The sequence below is a fragment of the Caballeronia sp. A2-2 genome, assembly GCF_057612605.2.
The window spans coordinates 1,252,491-1,269,392 of sequence record NZ_CM172587.1 but is presented as its reverse complement, the minus strand read 5'-3'; the positions used below and the strand labels follow the sequence as shown (position 1 = coordinate 1,269,392).

General features: G+C 61.9%; 16 protein-coding genes, 1 other RNA gene and 1 riboswitch. Of the genes, 6 read left to right on the top strand and 11 right to left on the bottom strand.

Annotation, left to right across the window (positions count from 1 at the left end; genetic code table 11):
- Positions 1-780: 780 nt before the first annotated feature.
- Genes cobC through ACZCWR_RS05960 form a run of 6 tightly spaced genes read right to left on the bottom strand, consistent with a single transcriptional unit; the run spans position 781 to position 6,797 of the window.
- Positions 781-1,359 (bottom strand): alpha-ribazole phosphatase family protein, encoded by a 579-nt coding sequence (gene cobC, locus ACZCWR_RS05985; RefSeq protein WP_487302794.1) that lies wholly within the window; start codon positions 1,357-1,359, stop codon positions 781-783.
- Entirely contained in the window at positions 1,344-2,102 is a 759-nt protein-coding gene (locus tag ACZCWR_RS05980) for an adenosylcobinamide-GDP ribazoletransferase (protein ID WP_487302793.1), read from the bottom strand. Before ACZCWR_RS05980 ends, cobC begins: the two co-directional genes overlap by 16 nt.
- A 4-nt stretch (positions 2,103-2,106) precedes the next feature.
- Complete coding sequence (gene cobT, locus ACZCWR_RS05975) at positions 2,107-3,156, bottom strand: nicotinate-nucleotide--dimethylbenzimidazole phosphoribosyltransferase (protein ID WP_487302792.1); 1,050 nt, start codon at positions 3,154-3,156, stop codon at positions 2,107-2,109.
- A 10-nt stretch (positions 3,157-3,166) separates the two neighbouring features.
- A complete protein-coding gene (locus tag ACZCWR_RS05970) occupies positions 3,167-3,943 on the bottom strand; it encodes an ABC transporter ATP-binding protein (RefSeq protein ID WP_487302791.1) in 777 nt (258 codons plus the stop codon).
- Positions 3,940-4,938: a FecCD family ABC transporter permease gene (locus tag ACZCWR_RS05965; protein WP_487303263.1), complete on the bottom strand. Its 999-nt coding sequence runs from the start codon at positions 4,936-4,938 to the stop codon at positions 3,940-3,942. The genes ACZCWR_RS05970 and ACZCWR_RS05965 overlap by 4 nt, the downstream gene beginning before the upstream one ends.
- Before the next feature lie 17 nt (positions 4,939-4,955).
- A complete protein-coding gene (locus ACZCWR_RS05960; protein ID WP_487302790.1) occupies positions 4,956-6,797 on the bottom strand; it encodes a TonB-dependent receptor domain-containing protein in 1,842 nt (613 codons plus the stop codon).
- A gap of 95 nt (positions 6,798-6,892) precedes the next feature.
- Positions 6,893-7,202: riboswitch (cobalamin riboswitch) on the bottom strand.
- Positions 7,203-7,417: 215 nt separating this feature from the next.
- On the opposite strand from ACZCWR_RS05960, the gene ACZCWR_RS05955 reads away from it, so the two are divergent.
- From ACZCWR_RS05955 to ACZCWR_RS05935, 5 genes are all read left to right on the top strand, one after another.
- Positions 7,418-7,795, top strand: coding sequence for an ATPase (locus ACZCWR_RS05955; protein WP_487302789.1), 378 nt, complete (start codon positions 7,418-7,420; stop codon positions 7,793-7,795).
- The gene (locus ACZCWR_RS05950; RefSeq protein WP_487302788.1) at positions 7,792-8,106 is read left to right on the top strand and encodes a cell division protein ZapA; all 315 of its coding nucleotides are present in this window, start codon (positions 7,792-7,794) and stop codon (positions 8,104-8,106) included. Before ACZCWR_RS05955 ends, ACZCWR_RS05950 begins: the two co-directional genes overlap by 4 nt.
- A 103-nt stretch (positions 8,107-8,209) precedes the next feature.
- Positions 8,210-8,392, top strand: a non-coding RNA gene (gene ssrS / locus ACZCWR_RS05945) — 6S RNA.
- Between the two features lie 81 nt (positions 8,393-8,473).
- The gene (locus ACZCWR_RS05940; protein WP_487302787.1) at positions 8,474-8,932 is read left to right on the top strand and encodes an EVE domain-containing protein; all 459 of its coding nucleotides are present in this window, start codon (positions 8,474-8,476) and stop codon (positions 8,930-8,932) included.
- 75 nt (positions 8,933-9,007) lie between these two features.
- Positions 9,008-9,736: an SIMPL domain-containing protein gene (locus tag ACZCWR_RS05935; protein WP_487302786.1), complete on the top strand. Its 729-nt coding sequence runs from the start codon at positions 9,008-9,010 to the stop codon at positions 9,734-9,736.
- 922 nt (positions 9,737-10,658) lie between these two features.
- Here the strand turns inward: ACZCWR_RS05935 and lgt are convergent.
- Positions 10,659-11,552 carry a prolipoprotein diacylglyceryl transferase gene (gene lgt / locus ACZCWR_RS05930; protein WP_487302785.1) on the bottom strand — a complete coding sequence of 298 codons (894 nt, stop codon included), beginning with the start codon at positions 11,550-11,552 and terminating at the stop codon, positions 10,659-10,661.
- 36 nt (positions 11,553-11,588) lie between these two features.
- Positions 11,589-12,548, bottom strand: a complete 960-nt coding sequence (locus tag ACZCWR_RS05925; protein ID WP_487302784.1) for a LysR substrate-binding domain-containing protein — start codon at positions 12,546-12,548, stop codon at positions 11,589-11,591.
- Between the two features lie 106 nt (positions 12,549-12,654).
- Here ACZCWR_RS05925 and ilvD point away from each other — a divergent pair, with 106 nt between their 5' ends.
- Positions 12,655-14,328: a dihydroxy-acid dehydratase gene (gene ilvD / locus ACZCWR_RS05920; RefSeq protein WP_487302783.1), complete on the top strand. Its 1,674-nt coding sequence runs from the start codon at positions 12,655-12,657 to the stop codon at positions 14,326-14,328.
- Between the two features lie 56 nt (positions 14,329-14,384).
- Here the strand turns inward: ilvD and ACZCWR_RS05915 are convergent, their stop codons facing one another.
- The 3 genes from ACZCWR_RS05915 to ACZCWR_RS05905 all read right to left on the bottom strand — a co-directional run bounded on the left by ACZCWR_RS05915 (position 14,385) and on the right by ACZCWR_RS05905 (position 16,776).
- On the bottom strand, positions 14,385-14,726 hold the full coding sequence (locus ACZCWR_RS05915; protein ID WP_487302782.1) for a DUF2486 family protein: 342 nt from the start codon (positions 14,724-14,726) through the stop codon (positions 14,385-14,387).
- 102 nt (positions 14,727-14,828) lie between these two features.
- Positions 14,829-15,245 carry a DNA polymerase III subunit chi gene (locus tag ACZCWR_RS05910; protein ID WP_487302781.1) on the bottom strand — a complete coding sequence of 139 codons (417 nt, stop codon included), beginning with the start codon at positions 15,243-15,245 and terminating at the stop codon, positions 14,829-14,831.
- Between the two features lie 7 nt (positions 15,246-15,252).
- Positions 15,253-16,776: a leucyl aminopeptidase gene (locus ACZCWR_RS05905; RefSeq protein WP_487302780.1), complete on the bottom strand. Its 1,524-nt coding sequence runs from the start codon at positions 16,774-16,776 to the stop codon at positions 15,253-15,255.
- Between the last annotated feature and the right edge of the window lie 126 nt (positions 16,777-16,902).

Below are 16,902 nucleotides of genomic sequence, written 5' to 3'. Positions count from 1 at the left end.
TTTGGGCTTTTATTGCAGTAGCCGCCTCCCCGGCGGGGGGGTAACTTTCTTTGCTGCTGCAAAGAAAGTCACCAAAGAAAGCAGCTTTTTACACCATGCACGATGGCTGGAAAGTGTTGGTCTGGATTAACGGGTGCAGTGGCCGCAATAGGACTTGCCACGCATAACTTGCCGCTTAGGCAACCTGGCGATTACACGCCCGAGCAATCAACGCTTAGTGGATCGCATTCATTCTTTCGGCCATGCGCTTCGCGCGCCGAGACAGTAAGAACGGAATCCCGCAGCCTATCAGCGCCCAGCCACATCACGCTTCCCCGCAAGATTGCTATTCGGCCCTACCTTGATTAGTGCTCCGACTAAAAGGTGACTTGCGTTGGTGTACAAGCTTTGCCCAGAAGCGCTTACCAAGGTTGGGCCCAATGGGAGAGGTGCGATGCGGTGTGATGTGGCTGGGCACTCATACGCTGCGGGGTTCCGTTCTAGAGCTCTCGGCGCGCGCAGCGCATGGCCGAACGAATGAATGCGGTCCACTAAGACTCAAGGATTCGAGCGCGTAATCGCCAGGTTGCCCACGCGCTTAACCAACCGAGGCAAGTCCTATTGCGGCCACTGTATCGTTAATCCAGACCAACACTTTCCAGCCAGCGAGCATGGGGTAAAAAGCTGCTTTCTTTGGTGACTTTCTTTGCAGCAGCAAAGAAAGTTACCCCCCCGCCGGGGAGGCGGCTACTGCAATAAAGACACAATCAGCAGCAGCCCCTTGCGCAACAGAACAACGCCTCAAGCATTCCACCGCACAACTACCCACCTCACCCCCACCCTCCTAAGCCAAACGATCCCACCAAACTCCAACGGCCATTGCAACGCGCCATCAACACCGATACCCAACACATGCGCCGTCAACACGCGCATCACGCCTGCATGCGACACGACGTGAACAATCGACGCATCCCGCGCGCAAACATCCTCAAACCAAGACATCACACGCCGCGAGAAAAGCGCGAGACTTTCACCGCCATGCGGATTCGCATCGAGAATATCCGCCGCCCATGCATCGATCAGGGAACGTTCGATGCCATCCCAGCGAAGCCCTTCCCACGCGCCGAAATCCATCTCCGAGAGACGCGGATCGATGCGCACGTCTGCATCGCAAGGCAAGGCGCGTGCAAGCGAGAGGCATCGTTGCAAAGGACTCGTGTGCCAGCCGTTTTCACATGCAGGAACGCCTAACGAATCCATGCGCGCCTGCACTTCAAGCGCCGCCACCGCCACATCCTCACGCAAAGAAAGATCAGTCTGCCCATAGCAAACACCCGCATCGACCAAAGGCTCAGGATGCCGAATCAGAACGATATCCATGCCAGCCCAATCAAATACACCGCGATCTCGAACACCTGCTGCGCGAAGCCCAGACAATCGCCCGTATAACCGCCGATGCGCTTCACGAAGTAACGTCCAAGCACAAACCGCAAAATAGCAAGCAAACCGAACGTCACGCAAGCGAGCTTCCAGTCGAGCCACGTAAGCCAAGGCAACCCAAAAACACAAGCCATCGCGAAGGAAGAAACGCTCATGCGCTGCGCGACCGGCTTCGCCTTCCCTTCCGCGCGCACGTAATCGAGCGTGACGAGAAAGCTGATCGCGAACACGCGGCTCGCGGCGTGCGCCGAGAGCATCAGCCACGCTGCACGCAAGGATGGAAGCGCTGCAAGCGTCTGCCACTTGAGCATCAACGCGACGACCAGCGCAATCGCCCCGAAGGCGCCAATACGCGAGTCATGCATGATCCGCAACACGTCCTCACGCGTATAACCGCCGCCGAACGCATCGGCGCAATCGGCGAGGCCGTCTTCGTGGAAGGCGCCCGTGAGCACGAGCGTCGACGTCATCGAAAGCAGCACGGCGACGCTTGCGGGAAACACGCGCATCGCAACGAGATAAACCAGCGCTGCCACTCCACCGACCATCGCGCCGATGAGCGGAAAATACCGCGCCGCCGCGTTCAGATAATCGCGCTCGAAACCGACCCAGCGCGGCACCGGCACGCGCGTGAAATAGCCGAGCGCGGTGAAGAAGTAGCGCAGTTCGTCGAGCGGATTCATCGCGTCAGGCGTTCTTGTCCGACACGCCCGCCGACTCGAAACTCGCCATCTCGGTGACGAACGCCACCGCCGCGCGAAGAATCGGCAACGCGAGCGCCGCGCCGGTGCCTTCGCCCAGACGCAGATCGAGTTGCAGGAGCGGTGAAGCATCGAAATGCGCGAGCATGCGCCGATGCCCCGCCTCGTTCGAAGCATGCGCGAAAACGCAGTAATCGAGCACATGCGGCGCGAGCTTCGACGCCACGAGCAACGCGGACGTCGCGATGAAACCATCCACGAGCACGACCATGCGCGCCTGCGCGGCGGCGAGGTACGCGCCCGTCATCATCGCGATTTCGAAGCCGCCGAAAGCGGCGAGCGTATCGAGCGGATTGTCGCTGACCGGATGCAATGCAAGCGCCTTCGAAAGCACATCGCGTTTGTGGATGACGCCGCGATCGTCAAGCCCGGTGCCACGTCCCACGCATTCGTCGATCGACACATCGCACAAACGGCTCATCAGACACGCCGCCGCCGATGTATTCGCGATTCCCATCTCGCCGAATCCGATCACATTCGTCCCAAGCGACGCATGATGCCGCACACGCGCCGCGCCACGCGCAATCGCTTCGAGCGCTTCGTCGCGCGTCATCGCCGGTTCCCTGGCGAAGTTGCGTGTGCCGCGTCCGAGCGACAAAGCCTCGTAGCCTTCGAGCGGAATCGGCGCGGCGACGCCTGCATCGACCACTTCGAGCGTCATGCCCACCGAACGCGACAGCGCGTTGATCGCCGCGCCGCCCGCCAGAAAATTCGCCACCATCTGCGCGGTGACTTCCTGCGGATACGCGCTCACGCCTTCCTGCGCGATGCCGTGATCGGCGGCAAAAACGATCATCGCGGGACGCTCGATGCGCGGCTGCGTCGTCTGCTGGATCAAACCCATCTGCAAGGCGAGCGCTTCGAGCCGCCCGAGACTGCCGGGCGGCTTCGTCTTGGTATCGATGACGCGGCGCAAATCGGCTTCGATGGAACGGTCGAGCGCGTGCGGCATCGGGAGTGCGTCGGAGAAGGACATCGCATTTCCTTTATCGATGAGGGATCGCGGGCACGAGCGCTTCGACATCGCCCTCGCGGATCAGGGTGAGCGGATAGCCGAACGCGGCACTCGCGCGCTCGGGCGTGAGCACGTCCGCGACGCGGCCCGCAATCGCGCCGCCGCGTCCGTCGAGCAGCAGCGCGTGCGTGGCGAAGCGGCGCGCGAGATTCAGATCGTGACACGAGAAGATCACCGTGCGGTTTTGATCGCGCACGGCGTCGAGCAAGGCGTCCAGACAGTCGATCTGATGATGCAGATCGAGGTGCGCAAGCGGTTCATCGAGCAGCATGAGCGGCGTGTTTTGAGCGAGCACGCCCGCGAGCGCGACACGCTGACGTTCGCCGCCCGAGAGCGTGAGCACATCGCGCGTGGCGAAAGAAGCGAGGCCGAGCATATCGAGCGCGGCGCGGGCGGCGGCGCGGTCATCGGCGCTTTCCCAGCCCCATCCGGTGAGATACGGAAAGCGGTTGAGCAGCACGGTATCTAAAACGGACGCGCTGAAGGCATCGTGCAGGGCTTGCGGCATCAAGGCGCGCGTCTGCGCCAGATCGATGTCGCGCCACGCGTGCAGCGTGCGATCGCCGAGCGTGACGGTGCCGGATGCGGGCATCGACAATCCCGCCAGCACATCGATGAGCGTCGTCTTGCCCGCACCGTTCGGCCCGGCGATGCACCACATCTCGCCCGCTTGAAACGTCTGCGTCAGATCGCCTATCAACGTGCGATTTCCGGCATGCAGCGCGATGCCATCGAGATTAAGATTCATCGCGGCCTCCGCAGCAGCATCCACAGGAACATGGGCACGCCGACAAGCGCGGTCACTACGCCCACCGGCAGTTGTGCCGGCGCGATGACCGTACGCGCCGCGAGATCCGCGCTCATCACCGCGAGACCGCCCGCAAGCGCGGCGGCAGGCAGCAACATGCGCTGATCGTTGCCGAACGCGAGCCGCAGACAGTGCGGCACCACGAGCCCGACGAAACCGATGGTGCCCGCCGTCGTCACCGCTGCCGCCGCCGCGAGCGATGCGGCGAGATACATCCGCAAACGCAAGCGCGAAACCGGCACGCCGAGCGCGCGGGCGGTGGCATCGCCGCGCAGAAGCACGTTGAGTTGCGGCGCGACGGGAATCGTCATGGCGAGGGTAATCGCAAGCGCGACGAGCGCGGGCCACGGCGAACCCGCGCCGTTGAGATCGCCCGTCAGCCAGAACAGCATGCCGCGCAGCCGGTTCTCCGGCGCAACGCTCAGAATCAGCGTGATAAGCGCGCCCCATCCCGCCGCGATCACGACGCCGGTGAGCAGGAGCCTCGGCGTCGCATCGTGGCCGCCGTGGCGCAAGTCGCGCTGCGACAACCCGAGCACCAGCACGATCGATGCAAACGCACCCGCGCACGCGGCGACATCGACGCCCCACCACGGCGCGGCGACGAGCATGGCCGCGAGCGCGAACGCAGCCGCGCCGCCCGACACGCCGAGCACATAGGGCTCTGCCAGCGGATTGCGCAACAGCACTTGCAGCACCGCGCCCGCCAGCGCGAGCAACGCGCCGGACGCGAAGCCCGCGAGCGCACGCGGCAGACGCAGCGTGAGCACGATGTCATCGGCGATATCGGGACTCGTCGCGCGCGCATGCAGCAACGCACCGAGCGCACGCGGCAACGGCAACGCGACGCTGCCCAGCGTGAGCGACGCCGCCAACACGGCAAGCACCGCGAGGCCCAGCGCCGCCCAGATGAACGCGGCGCGAGAGAGCGTCATCGAACGCAAGGCGTCACTCACGGATGCCAGCCGAGCGTGACATAAGCCCCGCGCCGCGGCGTGTTGTACGAATAGGCGAGTTCATATTTCCGGTCCAGCAAATTGTCGATGCGCGCATCCACGTACCACGCCTTCGTGATGTCACAGCGTGCCGACAGGTTCACCACGCCATAACCCGCGAGCGTCGAATCGTAATCGGGGCGTTGTCCGCTCACGATCCATTCGCCGCCCACGCGCCAGCGCCCGATAGGACGATGCGCGCTGAACGACGCAAACCGCCGCGCGCGACGCGTGAGATCCTGATCGTTGGTTTCATCGACGGGATTTTGCAGTGTCACGCCCGCGCGTAAATCCGTCGTGCCGATGTGCCCTTGCCACGAACCCTCGACGCCCTGCACCTTCGCGCGCCCCACGTTCTGCGCGATGAAGAAGCCGCTGCCGTCATCGACATAATCGATCAGATTCGTATAACGCGTCTGGAACGCGGTCACGCGCAGCACGCCGACCGCGTTCGATGCGTATTGCAGCGCCGCTTCCAGCGAATGGCTGCGTTCCGGCTGCACCGAGGGATTGCCGCTGAACGGATAGTAGAGATCGTCGAAACTCGGCGCGCGGAACGACGCGGAATAGCTCGCGCTCGCGCGCCAGTGCGGATCGAAGTTGAACGCGTAGCCGAGATAGTAGCTGTTCGCGCCGCCGAAGTCGGAGTACTGATCGTGGCGCACGTTCGCTTGCACATCGCTTGGGCCGAAGCGGCCGGTGTAGCCTGCGAACACGGAATTCACATGACGATCGGGCGCGTCGAACTGGTCCGAATCCAGCGATTGATCGAGATGCTCGTAGCCGACGACGAACTTGTGTTCATCGCTCAGCTTGAAGTCGTTCTGCCAGGTGTATTGATGCGACTCCGAATTAAACAGGCTCGTGTACGCGCCGTTCAGTTGCGGATTCGCACGATCCTGTCCCTGCGCGATGGTTACGTGCGTGGTCCAGAAATCGGTGAGTTGCCCGTTCGCGAAAATCGAAGCCGAGCGCACGCGGTTATGCGATTCGTTGAGGTCGGTTGGCTGTCCGAAAGCATCGTCGTAACTGTTGATGCCGTTCGTCTGGTAGAAGCGCACGCCCGCATCCCATTTGTCCGTGAAGCGATGCCGCAGCGTCGCCGCGACGCTCTCGTTGAGGTAGCCGTTCGCGTTGGGGTTCGCATTCGGCGCGAGCGCGGGATCGATCGACGAGAACCCGTCGGTCTTCTCGCGCGACACGTCGAAGCTGAACGTCGTGCGCCCTTCCTTGTCGAGCGCGCCGTTCACGCCCGCCGCCTGACGCTGCGTGTGATAGCTGCCGTATTCGGTCTCGAAGTAGAAGCGCGGCGGGTGTGCATCGCCCGCTTTGGTGAAGATCTGCACGACGCCGCCCACCGCGTTCGAGCCATACAGCGCCGACACATTGCCATTCACCACTTCCATACGATCGATCTGGTCCGGCATGATCTGCGAAAGCTGCGCCTGTCCGAGCGATGCCGATTCCACGCGCACGCCGTCGATCATCACGAGCGATTGCGCCGACGATGCCCCGCGAATGGAGATGCCCGAATTCGCCCCGAGGCCGCCGTTGCGCGTGATCTGCACGCCGGGCGCGAGCGCGAGGAGATCGAGCGCATCGTGGGCGTTGCTGTCGGCGATGTCCTGCGCATCGAGGAGCGTGGTCTGCGGGATGGCATCGGCGAGCGGTTCTTTCGTGCGCGTCGCGGTGACGACGATGGGGCCGAGCGTGGCGGGAGATTCATCGGCATGCGCGGCACTTGTGAGCGTGACGGCACTGAATGCTGCAAGCGCAGCGCGGTGATACGGGACAAGCATGAACGGCTTCCGTTTCGATGGACTGGCGCAACCCCGCTCCCCGCAAGGCACAAGCGCGACGCGCACACCCATCGCACGAAAGCTCGCGCTAAGCCGGGCACGCAGGACGATTGGCCGGTATCCGGGCTGACGACGCTCGTTCCGCCTTCCCGCGCATGGCGCGCAGTGGCGTGGTCACATTTCTTGCAGGACGGCTCATGCTTTTCGCGTGATGAAAAATCATGCGGCATTCCTGAAAAAACGCGCCTGGAACGACTTGCAACTTGCGTTGCTGTCGCTTACCGTTGCGGGGGCAGCACAGGTTGGCGCGGTCCGGCCGTTCGCGCGGACTTCGCTCCCTGTTTCCCGTTTGACTGCGTCCGCTCATGAAAAGCGGACGCGAGCACCAAAAGTGCGGCAAGTGTAGGAGCGCGTCCGGTGACCGTCAAGAAACGCCATTGACGCACCCGCGAACGCGTGGTCCGTGCCCACAAAACGAACCGAACGACAAGCGCGCGCTTTCCGCACACAAATGAATTGCGATGCTGTCAGATCGCGTGTTGTTACGTCTCGAAACGAGACAATTATCGGAAGCTACGTTTAACCGCGCTAGAATGCGAGGTCTTTAGAGGACGCAGCACATGCTCAACGAACTCGAATCACTGTCAGGAAATATCGGCCGGCTGATCCAGATCAGCGAGCGCCACAATCAGGCGCGACTCGCGCTGGAAGCTCAAATCGAACAGTTGCGCGCAGACTTCGCCAACGTGCAGGCCGACCTTGCGCGCATGCGCGAGGAACGCGACACGTTGCAGGCAGAGCGCGACTCGCTCTCCGCGAAGATCGACGATGCGCAAGTGCGCCTCAACGCGATCCTCGAAAAGCTGCCGCGCGGCAAGTCGTCGCAACAAGCGGAAGCCGACAATCAGCTCGATCTCCTCGATGCCGGGTCCCACGCGCAGCATGAGCACGCGCATGCGGAAATGAACGGCGAACATCATCATGGAGAAAAGGCATGACGAGCAAGCAGATCGAAGTATCCATTCTCGGGCAACCTTATCGTCTCGCCTGCTCGCCGGAAACGGAAGCAGCGCTGCGCGAAGCCGTGGCCCGCGTGGATGCGGAAATGAACAAGGTGCGCAATGCGAGCAGCGTGCGCGGCACCGATCGTATCGCGGTGATGGCGGCGCTTTCGCTGGCGTCGGAATTGCTTAAGCTGCAGGACAGCGTGCGTCATGGCGAAGCTTTCCCCGCCGAGGAAATTCGCCGCACCATGCACTCGATGAACGAGCAGCTCGGCGCGGTCATCGCGCAATACGAAGCACATTGAAAGCGATGTGCCGAGGCTAACCGGCACGCGATGTCAATCGAAAAAACAAACTGCGCGCGCGTCGATCGAGGCTGCATCGGACCGACGATTGGTGTAGAGTGACGTTTCCCTGCCTGGTTCGCCAAGGTCATATATTCCTTGAACCAATGCTACATTGGCACGGTTGTGGAAACTTGTAGCACGGGCGCGCGCGTCACACTGTCTGATGTACCCGAAGTGCTGCTTACTGCGACCAATCTTGAACCCAGGTTCAGGATGCCGGCCTAGCGGCCAAGGTGGGGACCTTCTTCAAACGGCATCGGTTTATCCGGTGCCGTTTTCATTTGTGTCGGCGCTTTGGCTTGGCGCTTTTGGCTTAGCGAAAAACATGCGTTATTGGCTGATGAAGTCCGAACCGGACGAAGCGAGCATCGATCATCTCGCGCATGCGGCGAAGAAGACATTGCCGTGGACGGGCGTGCGCAACTATCAGGCGCGCAACTTCATGCGCGACCAGATGAGCATCGGCGATGGCGTGCTGTTCTATCACTCCAGTTGCCCGGAGCCGGGGATCGCGGGCATCGCCAAAGTTTGCTCGACGGCTTATCCCGATCCCACTCAGTTCGATTCCAAGAGTCCTTATTTCGATGCGAAATCCACGCAGGAAACACCGCGCTGGATGCTCGTCGATGTGAAGTTCGTTAAGAAGACGCCGCTTATCTCGCTTGCGGCGTTGCGTGAGCATGCCGAGCTTGCCGACATGCAGGTGTTGGCGCGCGGCAATCGCTTGTCGATCACGCCGGTTACCGAGGCGCAGTGGACGTTCATCACCGAACATCTCGTCTAACGCGGAACTTAGCGCCGGGATGTATCGCCTAAATCCCGTCGCGAATCGTGCGACGTTCGAGTCTGGAGTTCTTCGATGATGAATAAAAAAACCGCTGCCGCGTGTGCGCTTTTTGCGCTGTCGGGTGCTGCGTTGGTGATGTCTCAATCTGCTGTCGCGCAGAACGTGGTCAATCAGCAGCCTTCGGGTGTGCTTTCTCTTTCCGCTCAGGCGAGTGCGCAGGTGCCGCAGGATACGGTCGATATCACGCTCTTTTATGAGCAGGAAGCAGGTGATCCTTCGACGCTGACTAATACGCTCAATCAACGTGCGGATGCTGCGTTGCGGGAAGCCAAGGGCGTGGATGGAGTGACGGCCAAGAGCGGGTCGTTTAGCGTGTATCCGTCGACGGATCGCGATGGGAAGATTTCTGCGTGGCGTGGACGAACCGAGGTCGTGATCGAGTCGCATGACTTCGCGGCGGCTTCGAAACTCGCGGGGAAGATGAGCGCTTCCATGCAGGTGGGGAGTGTGCAGTTTTCTCTTTCGCCGGAGGCGCAGCGGAGTTCTGAAGAGAAGCTCGTGACTCAGGCGATCGATTCTTTCCGCAAGCAGGCGCAGGCGGCGGTTTCTGCGTTTGGGTATTCGTCGTTTTCGGTGCGGGAGGTGAATGTTGGGCGTGGTGGAGTTCAGCCCAGGCCGGTCATGATGATGCAGTCGAGGGCGCTTTCTGCTGATGCCAAGATGGCGGCGCCGATTGCCATGGAGGCGGGGACTTCTACGGTTACTGTGGAGGTTAGTGGATCTGTGCAGATGGCGCGGTAAGGGGTTTTTTGTTTTCGTTTTCGTTTTGTCGTGCAAGGGGCTGCTGCTTTTTGTTTCTTTATTGCAGTAGCCGCCTCCCCGGCGGGGGGATCACTTTCTTTGCTGCTGCAAAGAAAGTAATCAAAGAAAGCAGCTTTTTCAACCAGACAGTGCAGCTTGAAAGGGCAAGTGGATTAATGGTCGCTCTTGGTGACAATAGTTACCGGCCTCGGAGGCCTGCCCGGCCTGCACGGGGCTTGGTACGCAATGAGTACGCACCTCTCTAGGTCAAACGAAGTGGTCCGCAGTCATCCGCGCGGCGTTTTTGGCGCTCACGCGCCTTCGCCGTTGGGGTCTGCATGTGAACCCGGCAGATCGCCAAGGCTCAAGACTCATCAAATCTCCCCGCTTTAATGCTATTCGGCCCAACCACGTTTAGCGCTTTTTTGCTGACGAACTCAAGGCAATGGTAAAGCCGAACAGACGTGTCATTGCTTTAACTATTGGCCACTGGTGTTTAGCACTTCTTTCCTGACCACCTCAAAGTAACGGTAGGGCCGAATAGCGTTAAAGCGAGGACATTTGATAAGTCGTGAGCCTTACTAACCTGCCGGGTTCACGAGCAGACCCCTACGGCGAAGGCGCGTGAGCGCCAAGAACGCCGCGCGTATGACTGCGGACCACTTCGTTTGACCAAGAGAGGTGCGTGATCTTTGCGTACCAAGCCCCGTGCAGGCCGGGCAGGCCTCCGAGGCCGGTAACTATTGTCACCAAGGGCAAGCTTTAATCCACTTGCCCTTTCAAGCTGCACTGTCTGGTTGAGAAAGCTGCTTTCTTTGATTACTTTCTTTGCAGCAGCAAAGAAAGTGATCCCCCCGCCGGGGAGGCGGCTACTGAATAAAAAGCACAAACAAGAGAAGCCCCTTGCACGGAGAACAAAACCCTAAACCCCCTCCGGTAACCTCAAATTCCTCTTATAAGCCCACCCCATCATCAACACCCCCGCAACGATCATAGGAAGCGAAAGCCACTGCCCCATAGAAAGCCCTCCGGCGAGAAGCCCAAGATAATCATCCGGCTCCCGAGCAAACTCGACAGTAAACCGCGCCGCCCCATACCCAATCAGGAACAGAGCAGAAATCGCCCCCACAGGCCTTTGCTTCCGCGCAAACGTCCAAAGCAAAACAAAAAGCACAAGCCCTTCAAGCGCGATCTCATAAAGCTGAGAAGGATGCCTCGGCAACATGTGATACCGCTGAAAAATCTCCGAAAGATGCCACTGCGCATCCAGTTCAGGATGATGAGCAAGCCAAACCGCATCATCATTCGATGAGTTCTGAAACAACATGGCCCACGGCGCATTCGGGTCCGTCACCCGCCCCCACAACTCGCCATTGATGAAGTTCCCCAACCGCCCCGCCGCGAGCCCGAGCGGCACCATCGGCGCGACAAAATCGGTCACCTGCAACCACGTCCGCTTGCGCTGATACGCAAACACCACCATCGCCAGCGTCACGCCGAGAAAGCCGCCGTGAAACGACATCCCGCCTTCCCACACCTTGAACACATCGAGCGGATGCGCCAGGTAATAACTCGCCTTGTAAAAAACCACATACCCGATGCGCCCGCCAAGAATCGTCCCGAGCACGCCGTAGAACAGCATGTCGTCGATATCCTTCACGGTCCAGCCCTGCCCCGCGACATACGGCAGCCGCAGGCGCAACCGGCCAATGACAATGGCGGAAATGAACGCCACGAGATACATGAGGCCGTACCAACGTACGGCAAGCGGTCCGAGATGGATCGCGACGGGATCGAAATTGGGATGTATGAGCATCGTTCAGTGAAAGAGCAAACTTCAGGGCGAATCGAATCATAAAACAGGAACGCCGGCGGCCCGTGCGCGCACGATCTCGATGAACCCGGCCAGCACCGGACTCACCTCCGCCGCGCGCCACACGAGCCCGGTCTCGACGAGCGGCCCGGCGTCATCGGGCAACAGCAGCGGACGATACACCACACCCGTGCGCCGCAGATGACGCAACGACTGCGGCACGAGCGCCACGCCCATGCCGGCGGACACGAGGCTCACGATGGTCTGCATCTGAATGGCCTCCTGCCCGATGCGAGGCGTCAAACCCGCCGCAGCGTAGCAACCCATAATGATGTCATACAAACCCGGCGCGAGACGCCTCGGAAACACGACGAGCGGCGCCGCAGCCAGTTCGTGGAGATCGACCGGCGTCTCGGCCCACTCCGCCGAACCTTGTCCGAGCGCGATGGCGGCGTCGCCGGACAGGGCGACGACGAGCGGTTCACGCGCCACCGGCAGGTACGAGAGCGACATCGCGTGACGCGGCGGCAGCGGCGGAATGACCAATCCCGCGTCGATGCGGCCCGCGACCAGTTCTTCGACCTGCACATCGCTGGTCGCTTCGGTCAGTTGCAGACGCACGCCCGGATAACGCGCGCCGAACGCCCGCAGCAATTCCGGCAGCAACCCGTAATCGGCAGTCGATACGAACGCGAGCGACAACACGCCCGCCTCGCCGCGCGCAAGCGATTGAGCAAGCGGCCGCAGCGCATCGGCGGAAGCGAGCAGGCGGCGCACCTCCGGCAGCAGATCATGACCGACCGGCGTCAGCTCGACCGTGCGCCGCGTGCGCACGAACAGCGCGACGCCCAGCGCCTCCTCCAGCGCGCGGATGGCCTGCGAGAGCGGCGGCTGCGTCATCGCGAGTCGCGCGGCGGCGCGTCCGAAGTGCATCTCTTCGGCCACAGTAACGAAGTAGCGCAGCAAACGCAGTTCGACGGGCGTGTTCCTTTGCTCCATTGATATCTTTTGCGACCCAATAAGCCCTGAATAATATATTGGACAGACACAAGCGCGCGCTGCATTCTTGCCGGACGAACCAAAAAGTCCCCTTCAGGAGCACGTCATGGCCTTCAATCGCCGCTCGAAAAACATCACGCAGGGTGTCGCCCGCTCGCCGAATCGCTCGATGTTCTACGCCCTCGGTTACAAGGAGGAGGACTTCGACAAGCCGATGATCGGCGTCGCCAACGGCCACTCGACCATCACGCCGTGCAATGCCGGCCTGCAACGCCTGACCGATGCCGCAGTCGTCGCCATCAAGCAATCCGATGCCAATTCGCAGATGTTCGGCACGCCGACCATCTCAGATGGCATGTCGATGGGCACCGAAGGCATGAAGTATTCGCTGGTCTCGCGCGAGGTGATCGCGGACTGCATCGAAACCGCCGTGCAAGGGCAATGGATGGACGGCTGCGTGGTGATCGGCGGCTGCGACAAGAACATGCCGGGCGGCATGATCGGCATGGCGCGCATGAACGTGCCGTCGATCTACGTGTACGGCGGCACCATCCGGCCGGGCAACTGGAAGGGACGCGATCTGACCATCGTGTCGTCGTTCGAGGCGGTCGGGGAATTCACGGCGGGCCGCATGTCGGAGGAAGACTTCAAGGGCGTGGAGCAGAACGCGTGTCCGACCACGGGTTCGTGCGGCGGCATGTACACGGCCAACACCATGAGTTCCTCGTTCGAGGCGCTTGGCATGTCGCTGTTGTATTCATCGACGATGGCGAATCCGGATCAGGAGAAGGTCGATTCCGCCGCCGAATCCGCGCGCGTGCTCGTCGAAGCGGTGAAGAAGGATCTGAAGCCGCGCGACATCATCAGCAAGAAGTCGATCGAGAACGCGGTGGCGCTCATCATGGCGACGGGCGGCTCGACCAATGCCGTGCTGCACTATCTGGCGATCGCGCACGCGGCGGAAGTGGAATGGACGATCGACGACTTCGAGCGCATGCGCAAGAAAGTGCCGGTCATCTGCGATCTGAAGCCGTCGGGGCAATACGTCGCGACCGATCTGCACAAGGCGGGCGGCATTCCGCAAGTCATGAAAATCCTGCTCGATGCCGGGTTGATGCACGGCGATTGCATCACGATCACCGGACGCACGCTCGCTGAAGAACTGAAGGACGTGCCGAGCAAGCCGCGCGCCGATCAGAAGGTGATTTTCCCGATCGAGCAGGCGCTTTACAAGCAAGGCCATCTCGCGATCCTGCGCGGCAATCTCGCGGAAGACGGCGCGGTCGCGAAGATCACGGGGCTGAAGAACCCGGTCATCACCGGCCCCGCGCGCGTGTTCGACGACGAGCAAAGCGCGCTCGAAGCCATCCTCGCGGACAAGATCAATCCCGGCGATATTCTCGTGCTGCGTTATCTCGGACCGGTCGGCGGCCCCGGCATGCCGGAGATGCTCGCGCCGACGTCCGCGATCATCGGCAAGGGGCTGGGGGAATCGGTCGGGTTCATCACCGATGGGCGCTTCTCGGGCGGCACGTGGGGCATGGTGGTCGGCCACGTCGCGCCGGAAGCGTATGCGGGCGGGACCATCGCGCTGGTGCACGAAGGCGATTCGGTGACCATCGACGCGCACAAGCTGCTGCTTCAACTCAACGTGGACGATGCCGAACTCGCGCGCCGACGCGCCGCGTGGAAGCAGCCCGCGCCACGCTACACGCGCGGCGTGCTGGCGAAGTTCGCCGCACTCGCGGGACCGGCGAATCGCGGCGCGGTGACGGGCTGACGATAAAAAAGGGGCGCACGGTGCGCCCCTTCTGCTTTCTGCATGCGTGCGGCAAATCAGCTTTCGCGCTGACGCCGCAATTCCTCTTCGACCGCTTCGCCTACCCACACCTTCAGCCGGCTCTCCAACGCCGTCGCCACTTCGCGCGTGAGATCCTGCACGAGTTGCGGCGCGTGTTCGCGCAGCACTTCCGACACGCGCGCCTCGATCAACGCGCGCGCTTCGTGACTCAGCATCTCGGCGATGCGCTCGCGCACATGGTCCGCTGCCTGCGATGCATCGTATTCGAGCGCGGCGGCATCGGCGGCGGCCACGCGTGCGTATTCGGGCTTGCCGGGGACGACGACATCCGTCAGCGTGGGAATGGAGTTATCGAAGGAATCGGGGGATTGGGTCATCGGTTGGTCTCCTTGGGCGGCCCGAACAAAGCCGGACCGAATGCGCGGACGAATTATCGGGCTACCCGAGGCTAGCGCCGCTCGTCGTCGCGCTCTGTACGCTCAACCGCCTTGCTTGTGCATTTCGATGGCGTAACCGCGATCCCGATAGAAGCGAAAGCGCTCGCGCCCGGCGGTCAGTTCGTCGTCCTCGCTGCCGACGATCTCGATCAGCCGCTCGAAGCGCGCGAACTGCGCGGGCACCGGCGCGCCGAGATTGACCAATACCTGATGGTGCGGCGCATCGTCGAGACTGGATGCCAGCACCACCGGCGTTTCCTGCGCGAGCGGGCTTTTCGCCATGCAGTGCGGCACGAATTCGAGCGGCTGGAAGGTCCAGAGCTGTTCGTCGAACTCGGCGAGCCTGCGCGGCTCCGCGAGCACGATGAGCGCGTTGCCGCCCGCATACGCCTTGCGCGCGAGGCGGCAGGCGTAGGCGAGCGGATCGCCGACGTTCGTGTGAAAGTCGATGCGGGTCATGTGCGGCTTACTGACCCGCGCGATCGATCAGGAACTGCGAGAGCAACGGCACCGGACGGCCCGTCGCGCCCTTCGCCGCGCCACTTTTCCAAGCGGTCCCGGCAATATCCAGATGCGCCCACGGATAATTCTGCGCGAAGCGCGACAGGAAGCACGCGGCCGTCACGCTGCCCGCCGGACGTCCACCGATATTGGCGAGGTCCGCGAAATTCGACTTGAGCTGATCCTGATACTCGTCGTCGAGCGGCAGACGCCATGCCGGATCGGCCGATTCGCGCGAGGCATCGAGCAGTTCGCCGGCCAGGGCATCGTCCTTCGAGAACAGACCCGTGTTGTGATGCCCCAGCGCGATGATGCACGCGCCCGTGAGCGTCGCGATATCCACGACTGCAGCGGGCTTGAAGCGCTCGGCGTAGGTCAATGCATCGCACAGGATGAGACGGCCTTCGGCGTCCGTGTTCAGCACTTCGATGGTCGTGCCGTTCATCGCCGTGACGATATCGCCCGGCTTCACCGCGTTGCCCGCAGGCATGTTCTCGCAGGTCGGAACTACGCCGATCACGTTGAGCTTGAGGCCCATCTCCGCGACCGCGCGCATGGTGCCGAACACGCTGCCCGCGCCGCACATGTCGTACTTCATCTCGTCCATGCCTTCGCCCGGCTTGATCGAGATGCCGCCCGTGTCGAACGTGATGCCCTTGCCCACCAGCACCACGGGCGCGTTCTTGCCCTTGGCGCTCTCACCCGCGCCTTGATAATGCATGACGATGAACTGCGGCGGCTCGACCGAACCCTTCGCGACCGACAGGAACGAGCCCATGCCGAGCGTTTCGATCTGCTTCTGGCCGAGCACTTCGACCTTGAGCTTCCATTCGCGGCCGAGCTTCTTGGCCGTCTGGCCGAGATAAGTCGGCGTACAGATATTGGGCGGCAGATTGCCGAGGTCGCGCGTGAGGTCCATGCCGTTGGCGATGGCCGAGCCTTGCTTCGCCGCGACCTTGGCGGCTTTCTCGTCCGTCGTATCGACGCTGAAGACGATCTTCTTGAGCGAGCGCGCGCCGTTGTCGGGCTTGCTCTTCATCTGCGTGAACTTGTAGGTGAGTTCGCGCAACGCGAGGATGGCCGAACGCACGGCCCACACGCCGTCGCGTTCCTGGATCGGCAATTGCGCGAGCGTGAAGGTAACCTGGCCGATCTTCGAACCGAGGATCACGCGCCATGCCGCGCGCACCGCTTCGCCGTAGGCTTTCTGATTGAAGGCGTCCTGCTTGCCGAGCCCGACCAGCAGCACGCGCGATGCGCCGATGCCCGTCACTTCCGGCACCAGCAGCGTGGTGCCCGTGCGGCCGCTCATGTCACCCGCCTTCACGACGCGCGAGATGAGGCCCTTGGTGGCCACATCCATGTCGCGCGCTGCGCCCGTGAGCGTCTGTGCTTCGAAGATGCCGAGCACGATTGCATCCGACTTCCCCGTGAGGAAACCATTTGCCTCGCCTTTGCTCCAATCACAGGCTTTTATGCTAAAGTCCATCGCGCTTATCCTCGGATAAAATCTTGGCTGAAGGATGAAAGCCGCAATTATCCGCTATTTTTTCCGCGGCGGTCATGGGCGCAAAACGAGGATGAGCAACGTTGCCCTTCCCGTTTGCCACAAGAT